Origin of the sequence: Achromobacter sp. HNDS-1 (assembly GCF_040084795.1) — a bacterium.
In the GTDB taxonomy this organism is placed as follows: domain Bacteria; phylum Pseudomonadota; class Gammaproteobacteria; order Burkholderiales; family Burkholderiaceae_B; genus Achromobacter; species Achromobacter ruhlandii.
The window spans coordinates 193,424-217,267 of sequence record NZ_CP157584.1; the positions used below are offsets into that span (position 1 = coordinate 193,424).

The window sequence follows — 23,844 nt, forward strand, 5'->3', positions numbered from 1 at the left end:
CCATGTGCCTTGCCGTCCTCGCCCTGCATACCGTGCCGGGCATTCCCGTCCTGATCGCCGCCAATCGCGATGAATTCCACGCGCGGCCGACGCTGCCGGCGGCGCAGTGGGCCGACGCCGCCCACGTGTACGGCGGCCGCGACGCGCTGGCCGGCGGCACCTGGATGGGCGCCACCACTGGCGGGCGCTATGCGCTGGTCACCAATTTCCGCGAGCCCGGCCGCGTGGTCGCCGACGCCCCCTCGCGCGGCGCCCTGGTCGAGAACTTCCTGCGCGGCCGCGCGCCGGCCGCCGACTACATCGCCGCCGCCCATGCCGCCGGCCAGGCCTACAACGGCTTCAACCTGATCGTCGGGGACGCGCAGGGCGCCTGGTATGCCAGCAACCGCGACGGCGCGCCGCGGCCGCTGGCGGCCGGCGTCTATGCCCTGTCGAACCACCTGCTGGATACCCCCTGGCCCAAGCTGGCGCGCACCAAGGCCGCCTTCGAGCGGGTGCTGGCGCAGGCTCCCCAGCCCGACCTGCCGGCGTTGTTCGAGGCGCTGGCCGACCGCAGTCCGGCCGACGACGCTGACCTGCCCGCCACGGGCCTGCCGCCGGATCGCGAAAAACTATTGAGCAGCCCCTTCATCGTCAGTCCGAACTATGGCACCCGCAGTTCCACCGTGCTGACACTGCGCGACGACGGCACCGGCCTGCTAGTCGAAAAACGCTTTGCGCCCGACGGCGCCGCCAACGGCGAGAGCGTGCTGGCGTTCGCCTGGCGCGATCCCGGCGCGAGCGATACGCTTGGATCGTCCACGCCCCGGTAAAACGGACAGCGCCGGCGAACTCGGCGCGCATATGCCGGTCGAATTTCCTGCGTGATCATCCCTTCAAGGAGAATTGCATGAACAAGCGCATCGAACGTTGCACCCTGGCCGCCGCGATGGCCGTGGGCACCATGGCCCTGGCCGGCTTCCTGACCGCCGCGCAGGCGGCGCTGCCCGCGGTGCAGCACCAGGGCAGCGTGGAATACGTCAGCGGCGGCATCGGCCTGGACGAATCCGAAGCCATGAAGGCCGCCGCCAAGGACTACCCGCTCTCGCTGACCTTCGCCGCGCAGCGCGACGGCAAGGCCGACTACGTGGCCAACGTCGCCGTCGTCATCAAGGACGGCCATGGCAAGCAGGTGCTGCAGGCCGAGTCCCAGGGCCCCTACATGCTGGTCAAGCTGCCCGCCGGCAGCTACAAGGTCTCGGCCACCTTCAACGGCAAGGCGCAGGAACGCGAAGTCAACGTGCAGAACAGCGGCACGGCGCGCGCCGTGTTCGAATGGAAGTGAATCCCTGATGGCCATGCCGCCTGGCCAGGCGCGCGGGGCGCCCGGTGCCAGGCCGGGACCGCGTGGGCGCGCTAGACGCCCGAAAACAGGATGGCGATGACAAAGCCCACGCTGATCGTCCAGACCAGCGAGCGCAGCGCGCCCCAGCCCGCCAGGTACATCGCCAGGTAGCCCAGGCGCACGCCCAGCCAGCAGGCCATCAACGTGGCCACGTGCGCGGGCGCCGCCTGGTTGTACAGCGCGAACAACACCGCCGCGTAGAAGAACGGCAGCGCTTCGAACGTGTTGGCCTGCGCCGCGTTGGCGCGCGCGCGCCAGCCTTCCTGCCGCGCCAGCCAGGCGCGCGGATCATTGTTGTCGAACTTCCTGCCGCCCGCCTTGGCGACGATCGTGCAAACGAACGGCAGGATCGCCGCCGCCAACATCAACCATGCGATCAATTTCATTGCTGCTCCTTGCGCGGAACGAGCCTCTTCCCGCCACCGGACGGGACGCGCCGCTGCGGCATGGTCGCCCGAAAGCGCGGAAATGAAAAGCGGTCGGCGCAAACGGCAAATGCCTATCGGCCAACCGCAAACGCGGCCTCACCCTCCGGCGCTTACACTTGCGGCTTTGGCGCCTCCCGCGAACGCGATGCCGGTGACGCGCCGCGCGTTGTCTCGCAGGAAGAACCATGCCTCTCGCCTCTCCCGGCTCCCTGATGTTCCTGGCCGCCGTCCTGCTGTGGCTACCCGCCACCCGCCGCTGGGCCCTGCTGCCACTGGCGCTCGCCTATGCCTGGGCCTGGACGCAGGGCGGCATCGAGCCCGTGGCGCTGGCCTGGCCCGCGTTGCTGGCGCTGGCCGCCGTGCTGGCGCGGCCGACCATGGCGGCGCCCGCTCGCGCCGCTGGCCATGCGCTGTTCCTGATCCTGGCGGTGCTGCTGTTCCTGCACTGGCTGCCCGGCTACCACAACCCGCTGGTCATCCCGCGCGCCGCGCTGACGCCCGATGCCGTGCCCTTCGCCATGTACCTGAACCTGGACAAGCCGCTGGTGGCGTTCTGGGTGGTGCTGGTCGCCGCGCCCGCCATGGCCGGCGCCAGCGCGCGCGCCACGCTCACGGCGGCGCTGGCCGCGTGCGCCGGCGCGATCGCGGCCTGCCTGGGGCTGGCCCTGGCGCTGGAGGTGGTGGGATGGGCGCCGAAGTGGCCCGACTCGGGCTGGCTATGGCTGATCAACAATGCGCTGCTGGTGACGCTGGCCGAGGAAGCCCTGTTCCGCGGCTACGTGCAGGAACGGCTGACGCGCGCCTGCCGCGGCCGCCCCTGGGGCGCCGCGGCCGCGCTGCTGGTGGCCGCGCTGCTGTTCGGGCTGGCGCATTATGCCGGCGGCTGGCAATGGATGCTGCTGGCCGGCATCGCCGGCGTTGGGTACGGCCTGGCCTACCGCCACGGCGGCCTGGCGGCCGCGGTGCTGGCCCACCTGGGCCTGAACGCGGCGCACTACGGTCTGTTCACCTACCCGATGCGCGCCGCGCTGCATTGAAACGCCCAAGCCGCTGCCGACCCGTCGTGGCCGGCAACGGCGCGGCGCTTCAGGCCGTCGCCAGGGCCGGATAGTCGGTGTAGCCCGCCGCGCCCGAGGCGTAGAAGGTCGACGAATCCGGCGCGTTCAACGGCGCGTTCAGCGCAAAGCGGCGCACCAAGTCGGGATTGGCGATGAATTGCACGCCGAACGCCACCGCGTCGGCGCGGCCCGCGGCAATCGCCGCCTCGGCCGATTCGCGCGTGAAGCCTTCGTTGGCGATGTACACGCCGCCGAACGATTCCTTGAGCTGCGGCCCCAGGCTGTCGGCGCCCTCATGTTCGCGCGCGCACAGGAACGCCAGGCCACGGCGGCGCGCCGCCCGCGCCACGTAGTTGAAGGTCGTGGCCGGATCCGAATCCCCCATCGAGTGGGCATCGCCACGCGGCGACAGGTGCAGGCCGACGCGGCCGCCCCCCCACACGCTGACGCAAGCATCCACTACTTCCAGCATCAGGCGCGCGCGCGCTTCGAGCGAACCGCCATAGCCGTCGGTGCGATGGTTGGTGCTGTCCTGCAGGAACTGGTCCAGCAGATAGCCATTGGCGCCGTGGACTTCGACGCCGTCGAAACCGGCCTCCTGCGCCAGCTGCGCGCCGCGGCGATAGGCCTCGACGATGCCTGGGATCTCATCGGTCTCGAGGGCGCGCGGCACCACATAACCGCGCTTGGGACGCACATGGCTGACATGGCCGCCGGCCGCGATCGCGCTCGGCGCCACCGGCAGTTCGCCATTGAGGAACACCGGGTCCGAAATGCGGCCCACGTGCCACAGCTGCGCGAAGATGCGGCCGCCGGCCTCGTGCACCGCCGACGTCACCTTGCGCCAGCCCTTGACCTGTTCCTGCGACCACAGCCCCGGCGTATCGGCATATCCCACGCCCTGCGGCGTCACCGAGGTGGCCTCGGTCAGGATCAGGCCAGCGGACGCGCGCTGGACGTAGTACTCGACCATCAGGTCGTTCGGCACCCGGCCCTCGCTGGCGCGCTGGCGCGTCAACGGGGCCATGATGATGCGGTTGGGCAGGGTGAGTTCCCCCACTTGCAAGGGTTCGAACAGCAGGCTCATAACAATCCTCGTGCCCGGCGGGCGGGCGTGGGTAGCGGCGGCAGGCTACATGTCTTGATTCAATTGCCGCAGGAACGCGGCAATCACGGGTTCATTGCGACGGAAGAACACCCACTGCCCCACCTTGGTGGCCGAAATCAGCCCCGCGCGCTGCAGCACCGCAAGGTGCGAAGACACGGTGGACTGCGACAGCCCGCAGCGCCCATCGATATGGCCCGCGCACACCCCGTGTTCGAAGGTATGCCCCGGACGCTCCTCGAAGTGCGCCTGCGGCGTCTTCAACCACCCCAAAATCTCGCGGCGCACGGGATTGGCCAACGCCTTGAGAATGGCGTCGACATCGATCTCCGTGGTGGCCTCGGTGGCGGGGGCAGCAGTGGTCGTCATATTGAAATATCGCAATTTATCGAATCATATATCGAGACATCCCGATATATCGTTATACCCCTGCCGGCCGAGGGGCCTTCTTCGGAATCCGAGGGCCCCTCACTCCCCCTGCACCCGCCCGCGCAACCGCTTCACCTCGCCATGCAGCACCTTGCGCTGCACCCGCCGCCGCTGCGACGCCCGCGTCGGTTTCGTCGCCCGCCGCGGCTTCTCCACCTTCGCCGCCGCCCGCACCATGTTCACCAGCCGCTCGATCGCCTCCGCCCGGTTCTTGTCCTGGCTGCGGAACGACTGCGACTTGATGACGATCACCCCCTCCTTGGAAATGCGATGGTCGCTCATCGCGCACAACGCATCCTTGATATCCGCCGGCAACGACGACGCCCGCACATCGAACCGCAGATGCACCGCGCTCGACACCTTGTTGACGTTCTGCCCGCCCGCGCCCTGCGCCCGGATCATCGAGAACTCAATCTCGCGCTCGTCGATATAGAGAGAATCTTGAACATGAAACATAGCGCGAGAGTATATAAGCCTTCGCCAGGCGATAAACCCTCCGCTCCCCCCACCCCATGGCGTGAAAATCCCTCACACCCCCCCCTCGTGGCGCAAGCACATCCGGCAACAGCCCCCCAACCACCGTCCCACCCAGATCCGCTCCCCCCCGTCGCGCATCCGCCACGCCTGCGCGCCAGCGAACCCCGCCCAACACCCCACACCGCGTATGCCTGGAGCGGCCGCCCGCGCGGCCACTCCAGGCGGGCCCGGCAAGACTCTCCAGAACCCTGAAGCCCCGCAGCGCCACGCCCCCAGACATTCGCAGCCCTGGGCGCGGGCGGGTCGGGAGGCGGGCAACCTCGATGCGCCCGAGGGAATCCGCAGGCAGCCGCCGTCAGGCGGCAACGAGGATGACGCAGGGGCAGTCCGGAGCGAACGCTCCGGACCGCAATCGTGGGCGCCCGCCTCCCGACCCGCCCGCGCCCAGGGCGACCTACGAAGCCCCCGGCAACGTCACGCAACCGCCCCAACAAACGAGAAAAAGCCCACGACATCAAGGACATCCCAGCCCCCCGCAACCAAGACCGACTAAAATAACGCCCTTTTGCCCCTCCCTGGCGCGCCGCCCAGCGCCACTCCCCCATGACCTACACCGCCAAAGAAATCTTCAAAACCCTGCAAGGCGAAGGCGCCCACGCAGGCCGCGCGGCGGTCTTCTGCCGGTTCGCGGGCTGTAATCTCTGGAGCGGCCGCGAAAGCGACCGCGCCAGCGCCGCCTGCACCTTCTGCGACACCGACTTCATCGGCACCGACGGCGACGGCGGCGGCAAATTCGCCACCCCCGAGCTGCTCGCCGACGCCATCGAAGCCGCCTGGGGCCCCGACACCGCCAACCGCTACATCGTCTTCACCGGCGGCGAACCCCTGCTGCAACTGGACGAAGCCCTGCTGGCCGTCGTCCACGCCCGCGGCTTCACCGTCGCCATCGAAACCAACGGCACCGTCCAGCCGCCCCCCGGCATCGACTGGATCTGCGTCAGCCCCAAAGGCACCGCCCCCGTCGTCATCGAACGCGGCAACGAACTCAAGCTGGTCTACCCCCAGGCCAACGCCCTGCCCCCGCGCTTCGAACACCTGGACTTCGACCACTTCTTCCTGCAACCCATGGACGGCCCCGCCCGCCTGGCCAACACCGAACAGGCCGTCCAATACTGCATGCAGCACCCGCAATGGCGCCTGAGCCTGCAGACCCATAAATACATAGGCATTCCATGATTTCCGTGACCCGCAGGCTTGAATTCGACGCCGGCCACCGCATTCCCGACCACCGCAGCCAGTGCCGCAACCTGCACGGCCATCGCTACGTGCTCGAAATCACCCTGACCGGCGACGTCGTCCAGGCCCCGGGCGAATCCGACAACGGCATGCTGATGGACTTCGCCGACATCAAGCGCATCGCCAAGACGCATATCGTCGACGTCTGGGACCACGCCTTCCTGGTGTATGAAGGCGACACCGCCGTGCGCGGCTTCCTCGACTCGATGCCCGACCACAAGACCGTGGTGCTGGACCGCATCCCCACCGCTGAAAACCTGGCCGCCATCATCTTCGAGATCCTCGCGCCGCACTACCACGGCCACTACGGCGCCGACCTGCGCCTGACCCGCGTGCGCCTGTACGAAACGCCCAATTGCTGGGCCGACTGCAACGGTTGATCGCCCAGGGCGGCCAGCCTGGCCGCCCCGCGAGCCGGCGCGACAGCAGGCGCTTGCCGCCTGGCGCGACCACGCATGCCGCTCGCCGGTTTTCCCGGCAGACATGGGCGATGCCGACGCCAGATGACGCCCGGCTCCCGGCGGGCCCGGCACCCGGCACGACGCGCCCCGCCGCATCAACGCCGCCCCTCGCCGCCCCGCCTTTCCATCCACGGAAAACCCGCCCCTGATTTTCCCGATTGAAAAAATCAATGGAGATCTTCGCCATTTTCAATTAATAGTAAGCTAATAGATAGGATACAATCGATTTCCATGGACACCCCCACCGACTCCCAACTCATGGCCACCACTGCCAACCTGATGGTGCTGTCGCGCGCCTACCGCGGCGCCGCCGACAAGGCCCTGGCCGACTACGGCCTGTCGCAAGCCACCGCCTGGCCCGTGATCCTGGCCGGCCGGCTGGGCGACGGGGTGCGCCAGGGCGCGCTGGCCGAGGCGCTGGGGGTCGAGGGCCCGTCGCTGGTGCGCGTGCTTGACCAACTGGTCGCCGCCGGCCTGATGGAACGCCGCGAAGACCCGCATGACCGCCGCGCCAAGACCCTGCACCTGACCGACGCCGGCCACGCCCTGCGCAAGCAGGTCGAGGACGTGCTGGTGGAACTGCGCCGGCGCCTGTTCGGCGGCGTCAGCGAAGCCGACCTGCAAGCCTGCCTGCGGGTGTTCGACGCACTCAAGGCCGCGCTGGGCCGCAGCGCCGCCGGGGCCCAGGAGGACCCGCGGCCATGAAACTGCCCAACGTCCGCGAGACGATCTTCTCCCTCAAGAGCTACCTGAGCGCCATCATGGCGCTCTATCTTTCGTACAGCATCGGCCTGCCGCGCCCGTTCTGGGCCATGACCACCGCCTACATCGTGGCCCAGCCCTGGTCGGGCGCGGTGCGCTCGAAGGCGCTGTACCGTCTGGTCGGCACCTTCTGCGGCTCGGCCATGACCGTCTACATGGTGCCGCGCCTGTCCAATTCGCCCGTCGTCATGACCGCCGCCATGGTGGCCTGGGTCGGCTTCTGCCTGTACCTGTCGGTGCTGGACCGCACGCCGCGCTCGTATCTCTTCATGCTGGCCGGCTACACCGCCGCCATGATCGGCTTTCCCAGCGTCACCGATCCGTCGCAGGTGTTCGACACCGCGCTGGCGCGGGTCGAGGAAATCAGCCTGGGCATCGTCTGCGCCACGCTGGTCCACAGCATCGTGCTGCCGCGCGGCCTGGCGCCCGCCCTGACCTTGCAGCTGGACAAGGCGGTGCGCGACGCCAAGCTCTGGATCCACGACACCCTGAGCGGCAAGACCACTGAACAAAAGGACCGCGACCGCCGCGAACTGGCCAACGACATCACCCAGTTGCGCCTGCTCTCGACCCACGTGCCGTTCGACACCGGCAACCTGCGCTGGACCGCCGGCGCGGTGCGCGCCATGCAGGACCAGATCGCCGCGCTCACGCCCGCCGTGTCCGCCGTCGAAGACCGCATGCGCGCCCTGCAGGCCAATGGCCAGACGCTGCCGGAGCCGGTCTCGCAAGTGCTGGCCGACATCTCCGAATGGATCAACGCCGGCGCCAAGGCCACCCACGAAACCGCCGTGCAGTTGCGCGCCGCCGTCTCGCGCCTGACGCCCGCCATCGACAGCCATTCCGGCTGGCGCGACGCGCTGCTGGCCAGCCTGATGACGCGGCTGCGCGAGCTGATCGACACCTACGACGAATGCCTGGCGCTGCGCCGCGAGATCCGCGCCGGCCTGGCCGGGGCGCCGCTGCGCGGCACGCGCGCCCCCGTCCGCACCGCGCCCAGCCGCGCCCTGCACCGCGACCGCGGCATGGCGCTGCTGTCGGCGGCCGCCGCCGGCGTCGCCATCTCGGTCGTCTGCCTGTTCTGGATCGGCACGGCCTGGAGCAACGGCGCCACCGCCGCCCTGATGGCCGCCATCTTCAGCTGCTTCTTCGCCTCGCAGGACAACCCGGTGCCGGGCATCATGCAGTTCCTGACCTACACGGTGTATTCGATCCCGCTGTCGGCGCTGTACCTGCTGGGCATCATGCCGGCCATCCATTCGTTCGAGATGCTGGCGCTGGCGATGCTGCCCACCGCCTTCGTGCTCGGCATCTTCATCGCGCGGCCGGCCTCCACCGGCAAGGCCATGGCGGTGCTGTTCGGCTTCCTGGGCACCATGGCGCTGCAGGACACCCACACCGCCGACCTGGTGTCGTTCATCGACACGCAGGTGGCGCAGTGCATGGGCGTGGCCACCGCCGCCATCATCGCCGCCATCTTCCGCACCGTCAGCGCCGACTGGAGCGCGCGCCGCATCCAGGCCGCCAACTGGAACGAACTGGCCACGCTGGCCAGCTCGCCGCGCGCCCCGGCCCGCCACACCTATGCCGCCCGCATGCTCGACCGCATCGGCCTGCTGCAGCCGCGCCTGGCCATGGCCAAGCGGCCCGACGACCTGGTCGCGGCCGACGCGCTCAAGGACCTGCGCGTGGGCCGCGACATCACCGAACTGCAACGCGCCCGCCGCCACCTGCCCATGGCCGACGCCACCATCGCGCCGGTGCTCGACAGCCTGGCGCGCTTCTTCCGCCAACGCTCGGCCTGGCGCGGCGGCGACAAGGCGCCGGAAATGCTGGCGCAGATCGACCGAGCCCTGGCCAGCGTCAGCGCCACGCCCGGCACCGTCGCCGCGCGCGACCGCGCCGTGGTGGCCCTGGTGGGCCTGCGCCGCGCCTTCTTCCCCGACGCGGCCGATTACCAACCCGCCCATCCCACGCTGGAAACACCATGATCGGCGAATTCAATCTCTACGGTATCTACTTCCCCTGGCTGCTGGTGCTGGGCGTGGTCACCCTGGGCGTGGCCTGGGCCGTGCGCCGCGTGCTGGCGCGCGCCGGGCTGTATCGCCTGGTGTGGCACCCGGCGCTGTTCGACCTGGCGCTGTTCATCGTGCTGCTGTATGGCGTCTCCCTGATTTCCCCTTATTTTCTGCAGAGATAGGTATGAAACTCCCCAATGCCCTGCGCCCCGCCGCCATCGGCAAATTCGCGGTGACCGCCGCCGTGGTCGCGGCCGCCGTCTACGCCGGCTGGCAGCTGTGGGTGCACTATGAAGTCGAGCCCTGGACCCGCGATGGCCGCGTCAAGGCCTACGTGGTGCAGGTGGCGCCGGACGTGTCCGGCCTGGTGACCGCCGTGCCGGTGCACGACAACCAGGACGTCAAGGCCGGCGACGTGCTGTTCGAGATCGACCGCGCGCGCTTCCAGCTGGCCTACGACCAGGCCGAAGCGTCCGTGCGTTCGCAACAGGTGGCGCGCGAACAGGCGCTGCGCGACGCCAAGCGCAACCGCTCGCTGGGCCAGTTGGTGGCCGCCGAGGCGCTGGAACAGAGCCAGACCAAGCTGCAGCAGACCGAGGCCGCGCTGGCCCAGGCCGAGGTGCAGTTGAACACCGCGCGCCTGAACCTGGAGCGCAGCCGCGTGCTGGCCGTGACCGACGGCCGCGTCACCAACCTCGACCTGCGCGCCGGCTCGTACGCCAGCGCCGGGCGCGGCGTGATGGCGCTGGTCGACGCCAGCTCGTTCTACGTCGAAGGCTATTTCGAGGAAACCAAGCTGCCCGGCATCCACGAGGGCGACCCCGTCACCGTCACGCTGATGGGCGACAACCGCCAGATCCGCGGCCACGTCGAGAGCATCGCGCTGGGCATTGCCGACCGCGACCGCAGCACCGGCGCCAACCTGCTGCCCAACGTCAACCCGACCTTCAACTGGGTGCGCCTGGCGCAACGCATCCCGGTGCGCGTGAAGATCGACGAAGTCCCCGCCGGCGTGCGCCTGGTGGCCGGCCAGACCGCCACCGTCGCGGTCGGCGCCGCCGCCGCGCCCGCGCAGACCCGGACCGACGCGCGCCAACCCTCTTGAGCGTGCGTTTTCACCCACCCGTCAACCACTTAGACAACGCCAAGCCGTAACCGCCATGAACACCAGATTCCTCCTGCCGCTGATGCTGTCCGCCGCGCTGGCCGGCTGCGCCGCCGTGGGCCCTGACTACCAGGTGCCCGCCGACGCGGCCGCCGCCCGGCCAGGCGCGCAGGCGCCATTCGCCGAGGCGCGGGAAGGCGTGTTCCAGCGCGACCAGGTGCCCGGCCACTGGTGGCGGCTGTACAACGATCCGGTGCTGGACGGCCTGGTGGAAAAGGCCCTGGCCGCCAACACCGACCTGCGCGTGGCCAGCGCCAACCTCGAACGCGCCCAGGCCGCCGTGCGCGAGACCGAGGCGCAGCAGCAGCCCAGCCTGGGCGTGAACGCCTCGCCCACCTTCGGCCACGTCTCCGGCATCCAGGAACTGGCGCCCGGCATCGATCCGCCCAACCGCTGGTCGTACTCGGCCGGCGCCAGCATGTCGTACCAGGTGGACCTGTTCGGCCAGATCCGGCGCGCCGTGGAAGCGGCCGGCGCCGATGCGCAGGCGGCCCAGGCCGCCTATGACGCCACCCGCGTCACCGTGGCGGCCGAAACCGCCCGCGCCTACGCCAACCTGTGTTCGGCCGGCATGCAACTGGCCTCGGCCGAGCATTCGGTGAAAGTGCAGCAGGAATCGCTGGACGCCGTCAGCCGCCTGCAACGCGCCGGCCGCGGCACGGCGCTGGACGTGACCCGCGCGCGCAGCCAGTTGGAACAATTGCGCGCCGGCCTGCCGCCATTCCAGGCGCAGCAACGCACCGCGCTGTACCGGCTGGCGGCGCTGACCGGCCAGACCCCGGCCGAGATTCCGACCACGCTGCTGCAATGCGCCGCCGCGCCGCAACTGAGCCAGACGATTCCGGTGGGCGATGGCGCCGCGCTGCTGCGCCGCCGTCCCGACATCCGCCAGGCCGAACGCGCGCTGGCCGCCGCCACCGCGCGCATCGGCGTGGCCACGGCCGACCTGTATCCCAAGATCACGCTGGGCCTGTCCGGCGCCTCGGGCGGGCCGGCCGCCATGTTCGGCGATCGCGGCACCTTCAGCTGGAGCGTCGGCCCGCTGATCTCGTGGACGCTGCCCAACACCGGCGCGGTGCAGGCGCGCATCGTAGAGGCCGAGGCCAACACCAAGGCCGCCGTGGCGCGCTTTGACGCCTCGGTGCTGAATGCGCTGCGCGAAACCGAGAGCGCGCTGGTGGTGTACGCGCGCCAGCTCGATCGCCAGGCGGCGCTGCAAGCGGCGCGCGACCAGGCGGCGCAGGCCGCGTCGCAGGCGCGCCAGTTGTTCCAGTACGGCAAGACCGACTACCTGACGGTGCTCGACGCCGAACGCACGCTGGCCAGCAATGAAAGCGCGCTGGCCGCCGGCCAGGCCGAACTCAGCAACGACCAGATCGCCGTGTTCCTGGCGCTGGGCGGCGGCTGGGAAAAGTAGACGCGGCAGGCGATACCCGGGCGGCCAGGCTGCCGCCCGGCTGTTGTTTCCCTCCGGCGCTTGGCGCCGTCCTCCCCGAACGGGCCAACGCGCCCGCCTCCCTGGACTGCGCGCCCTTCCCCCTCCCTCCTTCGCATGGATCGCGCCGCGCCCGCGAGCCGCGGCCATGCCACGCACCGTTGCCCCGCGTCGGCCCGCCTGCCTCCCCGATGGATGCCACCCCCTCATTTTCAAATAGCTTCCACAATATGGAGACAGGATTGTTGGCGCCGCCCATGGCCTCTTAGAATCAGCCTCACACCATTATTCCAATTCAAGCAGAGACAGATCGATTTCCCGGCGGCCTCCCGTCTCGCCCCCAGGAATCAAGACAAACATCCATAATATGGAAGAACAGAACAACACCGAACCCGCCCGCGTCATGGACAGCATCACCAAGCTGCGCGCCGAAGACGCCGGCCGCGTGGTGATCGCCGGCTCCCATGGCGGCAGCTACGCCGCCTATTGCGCCGCCCGCGGCCGGGTGCGCGCGGTGGTGCTGAACGATGCCGGCGTCGGCTGGCAACAGGCCGGCATCGCCGGGCTGGACGAACTGCAGCAATGGGGCGTGGCCGCCGCCACCGCCGACTACCGCAGCTGCCGCATCGGCGACGGCGCCGACATGGCGCGCCACGGCATCATCAGCCACGTCAACGGCCTGGCCCATGCGCTCGGCTGCCGGCCCGGCATGGCCGTGGCGCAGGCCGCGCGGCGGCTGGCCGATGCCGACATGGCGCCGACCTGGCCGGCGCCGCGCCACGAGGCCCGCACCGTCCTGGCCACGGCCGAGGACGGCACGCCGCGCGTGATCGGCGCCGACTCGGTCTCGCTGCTGGAGCCGGCCGACGACGGCCTGATCGCCGTCACCGCCTCGCACGGCGAACGGCTGGCGGGCCTGGCCACCGACGGCGTGCGTCCCCGCCCCTGGCTGGTGACCTTCAACGACGCCGGCATCGGCAAGGACAGCGCCGGCATCGGCCGCCTGCCCCTGTTGCAGCAGCGCGGCATCGCGGCGCTGACCGTGTCGGCCCACAGCGCCCGCATCGGCGACGCGCGCTCCTGCTACGAGGACGGCGTGGTGTCGTGCGCCAACGCCCGCGCCCGCGAACTCGGCTGCCGCATCGGCGCCCCCCTGAAATCCTTTATCGACGCCCTGCTGGCCGGGCGCGCAACCCACCTGGAGCATTCCCCGCATGTCGGAAACCCTTGAAATCACCGGCGGCGAAGCCATCGCCCGCATGTTCGCGGCGCATGACGTCGGCCTGATGTTCGGCATGGGCGGCTTCCAGCTGCTGCCGTTCTACGACGCGGTGCGGCGCCTGAAGCTGAACCACAACCTGATCAACGACGAACGCTGCGCGGTGTTCGCCGCCGACGCCTACACCAAGGTCAGCGGCCGCCCCGCCGTGTGCGACGCCACCCTCGGCCCCGGCGCCACCAACCTGGTCACCGGCCTGGCCGAGGCCTACAACGCCGGCACCGCCATGGTGGCGCTGGTGGGCGACTCGCACCGCATGCATTCGTGGAAGAACATGACGCAGGAAGCGCGCCAGCTGGAAGTGCTGCGCCCCGTGGTCAAGGACGTGCTGCGGGTCGAGAAGATCGAGCGCATTCCCGAACTGGTGCGGCGCGCCTTCGCGGTCGCCACCAGCGGCCGGCCCGGCCCGGTGGTGCTGGACGTGCCCGAGGACATCGCGCATGAACTCCACGCGTTCGACGCCGCCGCCTTCCACGCCAGCGAGACCTACCGCCGCGCGCCCGCGCTGCGCTGCCGCCCGGATGCCGACGCCCTGGCGCAGGCCGCCGCCATGCTGGCCGGCGCCGACCGCCCGCTGATGCTGTGCGGCGGCGGCGTGCACATCAGCGACGCCGCCGAGGCGGTGCAGGATTTCGCGCGGCGCTACAACATTCCGGTCGCCCACACCATGAGCGGCAAGGGCGCCATCGCCTGCGACGATCCGCTGAACGCGGGCCTGTTCGGCCGCTACAGCCGCATCGCCAACGACCTGATCGCCAAGTCCGACTGTCTGTTCGTGGTGGGCTGCAAGCTGGGCGAAGTGGCCACGCGCCGCTATGACCTGCTGGCCACCGGCGCGCCCATCATCCACCTGGACATCGTGGCCGAGGAATTCGACCGCACCACCACGCCGGCGCTGCGGCTGTGGGGCGACGCCCGCGCCACGCTGGCCGAGCTGGACCAGGCCCTGGCCGCCCAGCCCGATAACGGCAGCGCCCGCCGGGAAGGCTACGCCGCCGAAGTCGGCCAGGCGATGCACACCTGGCGCGAATCGGTGCGCGCCAAGCTGACCTCGGCCGACCGGCCCATCGGCATGGCGCGCCTGATGCACGAGATCAACGCCAGCCTGCCCGCCGACGGCGTGCTGGTGGCCGACGGCGGTTTCGCCGCGCACTGGGGCGGCCTGCTGTTCGACACCAAGCGCGCCGGGCGCGGCTTCGTGCCGGACCGGGGCTTCGCGTCGATCGGCTACGGCATCCCCGGCGCCATCGGCGCGGCCGCCGCCGCGCCCGGACGGCAGGTGGTGAGCCTGACCGGCGACGGCGGCTGCAACATGTCGCTGGGCGAACTGGAAACCGCCGTGCGCATGGGCCTGGCCTTCACCCTGGTGGTGGTCAACAATGCCGCCTCGGGCTATATCAAGGCCTTGCAGCACCTGATGTACGGCAGCGGCAGCTACCAGTCGTCCGACCTGGCCGAGACCAACTACGCCAACGTGGCGCGGGCGCTGGGCTGCAACGGCATCCGGGTGGAGGACCCGGCCGAGATTCCCGCCGCGCTGGCCGCCGCCTACGCCTGCAAGGACCGCCCCACCGTGCTGGACGTGGTGGTGACGCGCGACCCCGCGCACATGCTGCCCGGCGTGGACAGCCGCGCCGCCAAGATCAAGCCGGGCGATCGCATCGCCTGAGCCTGGATAACAACACAGACATCCCAAGCGAGGAGACAACCCATGAAGATCCGTACCTGGCTGACCGTGGCGGCCGCCGCCCTGGCCACCGTGCTGGCGCCGTCCGCCGGCGCCCAGAGCAACTATCCCGACCGCCCGATCCGCCTGATCGTGCCCTTCCCGCCCGGCGGCACCTCGGACGTGGTCGGCCGCATCTTCGCCGAGGCGCTGGGCAAGCAGATCGGCCAGCCCGTGGTGGTCGAGAACCGGGGCGGCGCCGGCGGCACGGTCGGCTCGCGCGCCGTGGCCAGCGCGCCGGCCGACGGCTACACGCTGCTGCTGGGCACCTCCAGCACCAACGGCACCAACTCGGCGGTCTACAAGAACCTGCCGTACGACGCGGTCAAGGACTTCACCCCGGTCACGCAGATCATCCGCGTGCCGGGCGTGATCGTGGTCAACAAGGACTTCCCGGCCAAGGACTACGCGTCCTTCGTGGCGCTGATCAAGGGCGCGCCGGGCAAGTATTCGTATGCCTCGTCGGGCAACGGCGGCGCCACCCACATGGCGATGGAGTACTACAAGTCGCTGTCGGGGCTGGACATGATGCACGTGCCGTATCGCGGCACCGGCCCGGCGCTCAATGACGTCATCGCCGGTCAGGTGCCGATCCTGTGGGACACGGCGGCCTCGTCCATGGCGCACATCCAGTCCGGCAGCCTGCGCGCCATCGTGGTGGCCGCGCGCAAGCGCCTGCCGCAACTGCCCGACGTGCCCACCTTCGCCGAGGTCGGCCTGCCAACGTATGACGCCGAGATGTGGAACGGCCTGCTGGCCCCGGCCGGGCTGCCCGCGCCGATCCTGGCCAAGCTGGGCGAGGCCTCGCGCCGCGCGCTGGCCGACCCCGAGGTGCAGGCCAAGTACGCTGGCGTGGGCGCCTACGTGGTGGCCGACAAGCCGGAAGCCTTCGCCGCGATGATCAAGGAAGACGTGGCCAAGTGGAAGAAGGTGGCCGAGTTCGCGCACATCTCGGTGGACTGACATGGGCCAGCGCATGCAAGGCAAGACCGCGCTGGTGTTCGGCGCGGGTTCGTCCGGCCCGGGCTGGAGCAACGGCCGCGCCGCCGCCGCGCTCTATGCCCGCGAAGGCGCCCACGTGTTCGCGGTCGACCTGCGCGCCGATTCGGCCGAGGAAACCCGCCGCATCATCGCCGAGGAAGGCGGCCGCTGCACCGCGCTGGCGGCCGACGTGACCGACAGCGCGCAGATCCTGGCGGCGGTGCGGGCCATGCAGGCCGAGGCCGGCCGCATTGACGTGCTGCACAACAACGTCGGCATCACCGAGATGGGCGACCCGATCGAGGCCAGCGAGGACAGCTGGCACCGCGTCATGGACACCAACCTGACCGGCGTGTTCCTGACCTGCAAGCACGTGCTGCCGGTGATGCTGGCCCAGGGTGGCGGCAGCATCGTCAACATCTCGTCGCTGGCCTCGATCCAGGTCAACACCTACCCGTACACCTCGTACTACGCCGCCAAGGCCGGCTTGAACCACCTGACCCGGGCGCTGGCGGTGCGCTACGCGCCCGACAACATCCGCGTCAACGCGGTGCTGCCGGGCGTGATGGACACGCCGCTGATCTACACCCAGATCGCGGGCCAGTTCGAGGACGTGGAGGAAATGCGCCGGCGCCGCCACGCCGCCAGCCCGATGGGCCGCATGGGCGACGCCTGGGACGTGGCGCACGCGGCGCTGTTCCTGGCCAGCGATGAAGCGAAGTACATCACCGGCGTGTGCCTGCCGGTGGACGGCGGCAAGTCCTGCGCGGGGCGATAGCCGGCGTAGCAGGCCGGCCGGCGCCGGCGCGGACCCAGGACGCGCCGCCCGCCGGCCAGCTCCCGATCGGTCCGATGCCTGTCGGATAGCCCGGATCCAGGACGCGCGCGATCGCGCCGCGCGTCAGGCCGGACGCGGCGCCAGCTCCGCGCCCAGTTCCGTGGCGGCGCGTTGCAGCGCCGCGACCACTTCCTGCAACCGCGCCCCAGACAGCCGCGAGCGGATCGCGGCCACGCTGAGCGCGGCCACCACGTGCTGCTCGCGGTCATACACCGGCACGCCCACTCCCAGCATGTCCGGGATGATGCGCCCCGGGTTAAGCGCATAGCCATTCTTGCGGGCCGCGGCGATGTCCTCGCGCAGCATGGCGGTGGACGGCAGGTCGGGCGCGGCCGAGGCGTCGTAGCGCGCCAGCACCCGCTCGATGTCGTCGTTCGGCAGGAACGCCAGCAGCGCCAGGCTGCCCGCCCCCACGCCCAGCGGCCGGCGGTGGCCGACCTCCAGCGTCAGGATCTTGATGGGGAAATCGCCCGTCTTGCGGTCGACGCAGACCGCCTCGTGGCCCGAACGCACCGACAGGAAGCTGGTGTCGCCGGTCGATTGCGCCAGCCGCAGCACCGCCGATTCGGCGATCGCCTTGATGCCGTGGCGGCTTTCGGCCGCCAGCCCCAGGATGTACGACTCGCGGCCCAGGCTGTAGGTCTTGAGCTTGGGATTGAGCGCCAGAAAGCCCTCTTGCAGCAGGGCCGACAGCATGCGGTGCGCGGTGGGCGGCGTCAGGCCCAGGTCGCGCGCCACGTCGGTCAGGCCGACCCCGCGCGCGGGCGCGGCGCCCACGTACTTGAGGATGCGCAGCACGCGGAAGATGCTCTGCGCGCCGCCGACCGGATCGGCGTCGCGCGCGGCGGCGGGGGATTTGGCGGGGCTCATCCGGGCAGGCTCAGCCGATGGGATTCAGCGGCGGAATTGATCAGGCCGACATGGTATCCGCAAATACCGGCGTCGCGCGCCTTCAATGCAGCGTGGTGCCGTCGGGCGGCGACTGGTTCAGGCCCAGCGCCGCTTCCCAGCTGCGCAGCGGCACGCAGGTCTGCAGCCGCACGATGGCGCGCTGGATCAGCGCCGGATGCAGTTCGTGGCCGACGTGCGTGGCCACGTCGATGGTGGAATCGCCATGCAGCTCGTCCAGCCGCGCCTGCGCGGCCTGGATCAAGGCCACCGGCATGACCGGGTCGTCGGCGCCATGCAGCAGGTGCAGCGTGGTGTACTGCGGCGCGGCCTTGGGCAGTTGCGCGTAGCGGCCCGAAAAGGCGATCACGCGGCCGGCCATGCCGTCGTGCGCCTGCACCAGTTCCAGCGCCATGATGGCGCCCTGCGAGAAGCCGGCCAGCGCGGTGTCGGACTGCAACAGGCCGAAGCGGGCCTGGGCCGCCTTCACGTAGGCCTCCAGCGGCGGCAGGGCGTGGGCCACGCGCTCGGGCCGGTTGTCCTCGGACACGCCGCGCACCGAGAACCATTGACGGCCCGCGCCGCCGCCGTCGAAGGGCTCGAAGCCCTCGGGAATCAGCACCGCCGACGCGGGAAAGGCGGCGCGCACCGCCTCGGCCAGCGGCACCAGGTTGGCGGGCGTGCCGCCGACGCCATGCAGCAGGATGAACAGCTGCCGCACCTCGGTGCCGGGCTCGGGCAGGAATTCGATTTCGTGGGGGGACGCGGGGGAAGAAGTGGCCATGCTACGGCTCCGGACAGGCACTGGATGGCCCCATTGTAAAATGCCCGTCATACGCAATCCTAGGCAAAGCGCCCCCCCGGGCCGGCTCCTGCCCCCGGTGTCCACAAGGCGCTCAGGGGCGTTCGCGGTCGGCGCGGGGCTTTGCATCAACCTGTGCATTCCATGAAAACACCGACGACAGACTCGGGAACCCCGCCGGCCGGCAAGAACCAGTTGCATCGCGTGCTCAAGGCGCGCCACCTGACCATGATCGCCCTGGGCGGCGCCATCGGCACCGGCCTGTTCATCGCCTCGGGCGCGGCCATCGCCCAGGCCGGCCCGGGCGGCGCGCTCACGGTCTACCTGCTGATCGGCCTGATGGTCTATTTCATCATGACCAGCCTGGGCGAACTGGCCACCTTCATGCCCGTGTCGGGCTCCTTCTGCACCTACGCCTCGCGCTACGTGGACGGCGGCTTCGGCTTCGCGCTGGGCTGGAACTTCTGGCTGAGCTGGGCCACGGTAGTGGCGGTGGACGTGGTGGCCGCCCAACTGGTGATGGCGTACTGGTTCCCCGATACCCCCGGCTGGATCTGGAGCGTCGCCTTCCTGGCGCTGACCTTCGGCCTGAACGCCTTCTCGGCGCGCAGCTTTGGCGAGGCCGAGTACTGGTTCGCCATCATCAAGGTGGTGGCGGTGCTGTGCTTCATCGTGCTGGGCCTGGCGATGCTGGTGGGCATCATCCACAGCGACGCGCCGGTCGGCGTGCGCAACTGGACCGTGGGCGACGCGCCCTTCGTCGGCAACGCCGCCACCTGGGTCGGGGTGGCCATGGTGGTGGCCTATTCGTTCCAGGGCACCGAACTGGTCGGCGTGGCCGCCGGCGAATCCGAGAACCCGCGCCGCAACGTGCCGCGCGCCATCAACCACGTGTTCTGGCGCATCCTGCTGTTCTACGTGCTGGCGATCCTGATCATCGGCCTGCTGATCCCCTATACCGACCCGCAGCTGCTGCGCAACGAGGTCGAGGACATCGCCGTCAGCCCGTTCACGCTGGTGTTCCAGCACGCCGGGCTGCTGTCGGCGGCCACCGTGATGAACGCGGTGATCCTGACCTCGGTGCTGTCGGCCGGCAATTCGGGCATGTACGCCGCCACGCGGATGCTGTTCAACATGGCGGTCGAGGGCCAGGCCCCGGCCGTGTTCAAGCGCCTGACCGGCAACGGCGTGCCGCTGTACGCGCTGCTGGCCACCACCGCGCTGGCCTGCCTGTGCATGTTCAGCGTGGTCTACAGCCCCAAGGCGGTCTACATCTGGCTGCTGAATTTCGCCGGCATGACCGAGTTCATCGTCTGGCTCAGCATCGCCGTCAGCCACTACCGCTTCCGCCAGGGCTATATCAAGCACGGCTACGACACCGCCAACCTGCCCTACAAGGCCGGGCTGTTCCCGTTCGGACCGCTGTTTGCCTTCGTGCTGTGCCTGCTCGTCACGCTGGGCCAGAACTACCAGGCCTTCCTGGACGAGCGCATCGACTGGATCGGGGTGGTCTCGACCTACCTGGCGATCCCGCTGTTCCTGGCGTTCTGGATCGGCCACCGGCTGGTGAAAAAGTCGCGCTGGATCCGCTACCAGGACATGCAGTTCTACGGCTTCGAGGCCGACCGCGCGGCGGGCGTGCCGCAGGACGAACCGGTAGCCGCCGGCCAGGCCGCGCGGACCTGAGCGGCGGGCCTGAGCACGCGGCCCCGAGCGCGCGGCCCCGAGCGCGCGGGCCGGAGCGTGCGGGCCTGACAGCAGGGGCCTCGCGGACCGGGGCGCATCCTGAGCCGCGCCCCCGCCCCCCCTCCTGCCGTCCCGTCGGCGCCGCCCCTATTCGAAGCTGTCGCGCGGACGCTGCGCGATGACGCCGTACCAGCCCAGGCCGGCGTAGGTTTCATAACCCGGCGTCAGCGAGAACCCCACCAGGCCGCGATCGGCGTTTTCGTAGTAGCCGCGCGGCCGCTCGTCGTGGCGCAGCACGTAGCGCTCCTTCAGCGACACGGGGCCGTCCGAGGCGGCGATGACGCGCTGGCGGCTGTCGACCAGCAGGCAGCGGGTGCGCGCCCACTCCTCTTCCGACAATCCCACCGACCTGACGATGCTGTCGGCCTGCTGGCTCCAGTCGAAGAACACCCCCAGCACGCCCAGCGGTTCGCCCTGCTTGTCGGCATCGCGCCGGATCGCGGTGGCGTAGGTGGCGACGTGGGCGCCGTCCAGCAGGCGCTCGCTGTCGATGTCCATGGCCACGTACTCGCCGCCGTCGGCCGTGGCCATCCCGCGCCGGAACCATTCGGCCTGGCTGACGTTGGCGCCGCGTGCCTGCGGATAGCGGTCGGGACGGCCGTTGGCCACCACCCGCCCCTGCGCATCGGCCACCCACAGGTCCAGGTAGACCGTATAGCTGTCCAGGATCACGCCCAGCCGGCCGCTGGCGTGGCGGGCGCTGTCGGCGCCGGGTTCCTGCAAGGCCCGCACCACCGACGAATCCGTCGCCCACCAGCGCACGTCGCAGGAACGCTCGTACAGGTTGCGGTCCATGGTCTCGATCATGTTCAGCGCCAGGTCGCCCAGGCGGCGGCCCTCGTAGCCGCGGATCTCGTGCAAGGTGTTTTCCCCGATGCGGATCAGGTCGGCGATGGACCCGGCCAACTCTTCCTTGAGCGCGTCGGCGATGCCGGTGATCTGCTCGGACACGTACTGCACCTGGTTGGCCACCACCGCGAAACCGCGCCCCGCCTCGCCCGAGCGCGCGGCCTCGATGCGCGCGTTCAGCGACAGGTATTTGGCCTGCTGGTTGATATCGACGATGCTCTCGATCTTCTCGTTCGAAATGCGCTCGACGCGGCGCGACAGTTCGACGATTCTTTCCGGTTGATGGGCCATGTTCAGCACTCCTTTTGTTGGACGTTGTTGCGTGAGGAGACGGTGACATGGGGACAGAAGCAGGAAGCGTGCCAAGCCCTGCACGGGTTAATGACCGGCCCCTTCCAGGGGCGTGGCGGGGGTGGCGACGGCGCATCGTGCCTCGAGGCGGGCCTTGCGGCGCGCACCAATACGGTGCAATTGGCGGATACATCCGGTGCCTTCCGGGTCGGGTAAAATACTGTATATTCATACAGCAATAAGCGATTCCGGCCAGGCGCCCTCTCCGCCCGGCCGTGCCGCCGCCCACCGAATCTTCACCCAGGAAAAACCGGGTCGTCCGCCCGCCATGCCGTCGCCAGAACAGATCCATCCCGCGTTGTGGCGCGCCACCCAGTTGGCGCGCGGCGCCGCCCGCAGCCTGCCCACCGGCCACGCCGCCCTGTCGGCCGAGCTGCCGGACGGCGGCTGGCCGCTGGGCTCGCTGATCGAGCTGCTGGCGCCGCAACCCGGCATCGGTGAAATCCGCCTGCTGCGCCCGGCCCTGGCGCAACTGGAAACGCGCCGCCCCATCGCCCTGGTGCAGCCGCCGCACGCGCCGCACATCACCAGCTGGATGAGCTGGCGGCTCGACCCGCGCCAACTGCTCTGGGTCGCCCCCGAAAAACCGCTGGACGCCCTCTGGGCCGCCGAGCAGATCCTGAAAAACGGCAGCTGCGGCGCCCTGCTCTGCTGGCTGCCGCACGTGCGCCCCGAATCGCTGCGCCGGCTGCACCTGGCGGCCCAGGCCAGCGACCTGCTGTTCGTCGCCCTGCGCCCGGCCAGCGCGGCGCAGCACGCCACCCCCGCCCCCTTGCGCCTGGCGCTCGCGCCCGCGCCGGGCGGGCTGTCCGTCCATATCCTCAAGCGCCGCGGACCGGTCTGCGAGGCCCCGCTGTACGTGGGCCTGGAGCCCGGCATCCTGGCGCCCACCCGCCATGCGCCTCTGGATCGCCGCCTGCCTGCGCTGCCTGCCGCTGGACGCACTGCGCCCGCACTGGCCGCTTGAGGCGCAGGCCTACGCGGTCCTCGACCAGGAACGCGTCGCCGCCCTCACGCCCGCCGCGCGCCAGGCCGGCGTGCGCGCGGGCATGCGCCGCGGCGGCGCGGCCGCCATCGCGCCCGAGGTCGAACTGCTGGCGCGCGACCCGGTGGCCGAGGCCGACACCCTGCAGGGCGCGGCGCTGGCGCTGCTGCAATACACCCCCGAGGTCGCGCTGGCGGACGCAAACACCGTGCTGCTCAACGTCGGCGCCAGCCTGCTGTTCTTCCGCGGACCGCGCGCGCTACACCGGCGCGTGGCCGCCACGCTGGCCGCGCTGGACCTGCGCGTGTCGCTGGGCATGGCGCCCACCGCCGCCGGCGCCTGGCTGCTGGCGCACCGCGGCGGACGCCGGCCGCCGCGCCGGGTGCTCACCCCGCGCACGCTGGCGCGCCGGCTCGACGCCCTGCCCGTGGCCCTGCTGCCCCAGGCCCGGCCGCGCCTGGACTGGCTCAACGACATCGGCTGCCACACCCTGGCCGACCTGCGCGCCCTGCCGCGCGCCGGCCTGCAACGGCGCAGCGCGCCCGACCTGCTGCAGGCGCTGGACGCGGCCTATGGCCAGTCGCCCGAACTGCATCGCTGGATCGAGCCGCCGCCGCGCTTCGAGCGCCGCATCGAGCTGATGGAATACCTCGAACACACCGACGCGGTGCTGGCCGTGGCGCGGCGCCTGGCCGAGCAGCTGGGCGGCTGGCTGACGGCGCGGCAACTGGCGGTGCGGCGCGTGCTGCTGCGCCTGGACCACGAGCGCGGCCGCCACGCGCGCCCGCCCACCGAGCTGGAACTGGCGCTGGCCCAGCCCGTCTGGCAGGCGCCGCAGATCCTCAACCTGCTGCGCGAAAAACTTGGCCGCCTGACGCTCGAAGCCCCGGTGATCGCGGTGACGCTGCTGGCGCCCGACACCACCGACCAGCCCGCCGCCAGCACCACCCTGTTCCCCGAACCCGGCGGCACCGCCGCCGACCACGCCCGCCTGCTGGACCTGCTGACCGCGCGGCTGGGCCGCGAGCAGGTGCGCCACGCCTGTCCCCTCCCCGACCACCGGCCCGAGGCCGCCAACGCCTGGGGCGACGCGCTGGAACCGCCGCAACGCCCCGAACCGCTGCCCGAGCCCCTGGACCGCCCCTTCTGGCTGCTCGATCCGCCGCTGCCGCTCAAGCTTGCCGGCCACCGCCCGCAATACGCCGGCCAGGCGCTGCGGCTGATGCGCGGCCCCGAGCGCATCGAAAGCGGCTGGTGGGATCCGGTCCTGACCGTGCGCGACTACTTCGTGGCCGAGGACGCCGCCAGCGCGCGCTACTGGATCTACCGCGAGCGCGACGACGCGCACGCGCGCTGGTACCTGCACGGGCTGTACGCCTGA

The 23,844-nt window shown here is 70.6% G+C and carries 24 protein-coding genes; 17 read left to right on the forward strand and 7 right to left on the reverse strand.

Features of this window, described 5'->3' with window-relative positions; translation table 11 throughout:
• Positions 1-2: 2 nt before the first annotated feature.
• Both ABFG95_RS00825 and ABFG95_RS00830 read left to right on the forward strand, forming a co-directional pair.
• Complete coding sequence (locus ABFG95_RS00825; RefSeq protein ID WP_348995288.1) at positions 3-812, forward strand: NRDE family protein; 810 nt, start codon at positions 3-5, stop codon at positions 810-812.
• Between the two features lie 77 nt (positions 813-889).
• A complete protein-coding gene (locus ABFG95_RS00830; RefSeq protein ID WP_049073402.1) occupies positions 890-1,324 on the forward strand; it encodes a carboxypeptidase-like regulatory domain-containing protein in 435 nt (144 codons plus the stop codon).
• 71 nt (positions 1,325-1,395) lie between these two features.
• On the opposite strand, the gene ABFG95_RS00835 is transcribed toward ABFG95_RS00830, so the two are convergent.
• Entirely contained in the window at positions 1,396-1,770 is a 375-nt protein-coding gene (locus ABFG95_RS00835) for an MAPEG family protein (RefSeq protein WP_049073401.1), read from the reverse strand.
• Positions 1,771-1,997: 227 nt separating this feature from the next.
• On the opposite strand from ABFG95_RS00835, the gene ABFG95_RS00840 reads away from it, so the two are divergent.
• A complete protein-coding gene (locus ABFG95_RS00840) occupies positions 1,998-2,849 on the forward strand; it encodes a CPBP family intramembrane glutamic endopeptidase (RefSeq protein WP_348995289.1) in 852 nt (283 codons plus the stop codon).
• A gap of 49 nt (positions 2,850-2,898) precedes the next feature.
• Here the strand turns inward: ABFG95_RS00840 and ABFG95_RS00845 are convergent, their stop codons facing one another.
• The 3 genes from ABFG95_RS00845 to arfB form a co-directional block, all read right to left on the reverse strand.
• Positions 2,899-3,957: an alkene reductase gene (locus ABFG95_RS00845; RefSeq protein ID WP_049073399.1), complete on the reverse strand. Its 1,059-nt coding sequence runs from the start codon at positions 3,955-3,957 to the stop codon at positions 2,899-2,901.
• Between the two features lie 45 nt (positions 3,958-4,002).
• The gene (locus tag ABFG95_RS00850) at positions 4,003-4,344 is read right to left on the reverse strand and encodes a helix-turn-helix transcriptional regulator (protein ID WP_049073398.1); all 342 of its coding nucleotides are present in this window, start codon (positions 4,342-4,344) and stop codon (positions 4,003-4,005) included.
• Between the two features lie 99 nt (positions 4,345-4,443).
• The gene (arfB, locus tag ABFG95_RS00855) at positions 4,444-4,860 is read right to left on the reverse strand and encodes an alternative ribosome rescue aminoacyl-tRNA hydrolase ArfB (RefSeq protein WP_049073397.1); all 417 of its coding nucleotides are present in this window, start codon (positions 4,858-4,860) and stop codon (positions 4,444-4,446) included.
• Between the two features lie 624 nt (positions 4,861-5,484).
• Between arfB and queE the strand changes: the two genes are divergently transcribed.
• The 11 genes from queE (at position 5,485) to ABFG95_RS00910 (ending at position 16,782) form a co-directional block, all read left to right on the forward strand.
• Positions 5,485-6,117, forward strand: a complete 633-nt coding sequence (gene queE, locus ABFG95_RS00860; protein ID WP_049073396.1) for a 7-carboxy-7-deazaguanine synthase — start codon at positions 5,485-5,487, stop codon at positions 6,115-6,117.
• The gene (gene queD / locus ABFG95_RS00865) at positions 6,114-6,557 is read left to right on the forward strand and encodes a 6-carboxytetrahydropterin synthase QueD (protein ID WP_049073395.1); all 444 of its coding nucleotides are present in this window, start codon (positions 6,114-6,116) and stop codon (positions 6,555-6,557) included. Before queE ends, queD begins: the two co-directional genes overlap by 4 nt.
• A 312-nt stretch (positions 6,558-6,869) precedes the next feature.
• Positions 6,870-7,343 (forward strand): MarR family transcriptional regulator, encoded by a 474-nt coding sequence (locus ABFG95_RS00870; RefSeq protein ID WP_059270827.1) that lies wholly within the window; start codon positions 6,870-6,872, stop codon positions 7,341-7,343.
• Positions 7,340-9,391, forward strand: coding sequence for an FUSC family protein (locus ABFG95_RS00875; protein WP_068953647.1), 2,052 nt, complete (start codon positions 7,340-7,342; stop codon positions 9,389-9,391). The genes ABFG95_RS00870 and ABFG95_RS00875 overlap by 4 nt, the downstream gene beginning before the upstream one ends.
• A complete protein-coding gene (locus ABFG95_RS00880) occupies positions 9,388-9,600 on the forward strand; it encodes a DUF1656 domain-containing protein (protein WP_020927916.1) in 213 nt (70 codons plus the stop codon). The genes ABFG95_RS00875 and ABFG95_RS00880 overlap by 4 nt, the downstream gene beginning before the upstream one ends.
• 2 nt (positions 9,601-9,602) lie before the next feature.
• Complete coding sequence (locus ABFG95_RS00885) at positions 9,603-10,523, forward strand: HlyD family secretion protein (protein ID WP_049073393.1); 921 nt, start codon at positions 9,603-9,605, stop codon at positions 10,521-10,523.
• A gap of 55 nt (positions 10,524-10,578) precedes the next feature.
• Complete coding sequence (locus tag ABFG95_RS00890; protein ID WP_348995290.1) at positions 10,579-12,000, forward strand: efflux transporter outer membrane subunit; 1,422 nt, start codon at positions 10,579-10,581, stop codon at positions 11,998-12,000.
• A 385-nt stretch (positions 12,001-12,385) separates the two neighbouring features.
• A complete protein-coding gene (locus tag ABFG95_RS00895; protein WP_348995291.1) occupies positions 12,386-13,249 on the forward strand; it encodes a hypothetical protein in 864 nt (287 codons plus the stop codon).
• Positions 13,233-14,966, forward strand: coding sequence for a thiamine pyrophosphate-binding protein (locus ABFG95_RS00900; protein WP_348995292.1), 1,734 nt, complete (start codon positions 13,233-13,235; stop codon positions 14,964-14,966). The genes ABFG95_RS00895 and ABFG95_RS00900 overlap by 17 nt, the downstream gene beginning before the upstream one ends.
• 42 nt (positions 14,967-15,008) lie before the next feature.
• Positions 15,009-15,986: a tripartite tricarboxylate transporter substrate binding protein gene (locus tag ABFG95_RS00905; protein WP_047990922.1), complete on the forward strand. Its 978-nt coding sequence runs from the start codon at positions 15,009-15,011 to the stop codon at positions 15,984-15,986.
• A 1-nt stretch (position 15,987) separates the two neighbouring features.
• Positions 15,988-16,782 (forward strand): SDR family NAD(P)-dependent oxidoreductase, encoded by a 795-nt coding sequence (locus tag ABFG95_RS00910; RefSeq protein ID WP_054417466.1) that lies wholly within the window; start codon positions 15,988-15,990, stop codon positions 16,780-16,782.
• Between the two features lie 123 nt (positions 16,783-16,905).
• Here ABFG95_RS00910 and ABFG95_RS00915 read toward each other — a convergent pair whose 3' ends face one another.
• Complete coding sequence (locus ABFG95_RS00915) at positions 16,906-17,712, reverse strand: IclR family transcriptional regulator (RefSeq protein WP_063587757.1); 807 nt, start codon at positions 17,710-17,712, stop codon at positions 16,906-16,908.
• A gap of 82 nt (positions 17,713-17,794) precedes the next feature.
• Positions 17,795-18,514 (reverse strand): esterase, encoded by a 720-nt coding sequence (gene ypfH, locus ABFG95_RS00920; protein ID WP_049073388.1) that lies wholly within the window; start codon positions 18,512-18,514, stop codon positions 17,795-17,797.
• A 162-nt stretch (positions 18,515-18,676) separates the two neighbouring features.
• Here ypfH and ABFG95_RS00925 point away from each other — a divergent pair, with 162 nt between their 5' ends.
• A complete protein-coding gene (locus tag ABFG95_RS00925; protein WP_348995293.1) occupies positions 18,677-20,218 on the forward strand; it encodes an amino acid permease in 1,542 nt (513 codons plus the stop codon).
• A gap of 147 nt (positions 20,219-20,365) precedes the next feature.
• Here ABFG95_RS00925 and ABFG95_RS00930 read toward each other — a convergent pair whose 3' ends face one another.
• The gene (locus tag ABFG95_RS00930) at positions 20,366-21,427 is read right to left on the reverse strand and encodes a methyl-accepting chemotaxis protein (RefSeq protein WP_332849336.1); all 1,062 of its coding nucleotides are present in this window, start codon (positions 21,425-21,427) and stop codon (positions 20,366-20,368) included.
• 319 nt (positions 21,428-21,746) lie between these two features.
• Here ABFG95_RS00930 and imuA point away from each other — a divergent pair, with 319 nt between their 5' ends.
• Entirely contained in the window at positions 21,747-22,445 is a 699-nt protein-coding gene (imuA, locus tag ABFG95_RS00935) for a translesion DNA synthesis-associated protein ImuA (RefSeq protein WP_278990505.1), read from the forward strand.
• Positions 22,375-23,844: a DNA polymerase Y family protein gene (locus ABFG95_RS00940; RefSeq protein WP_278990504.1), complete on the forward strand. Its 1,470-nt coding sequence runs from the start codon at positions 22,375-22,377 to the stop codon at positions 23,842-23,844. Before imuA ends, ABFG95_RS00940 begins: the two co-directional genes overlap by 71 nt.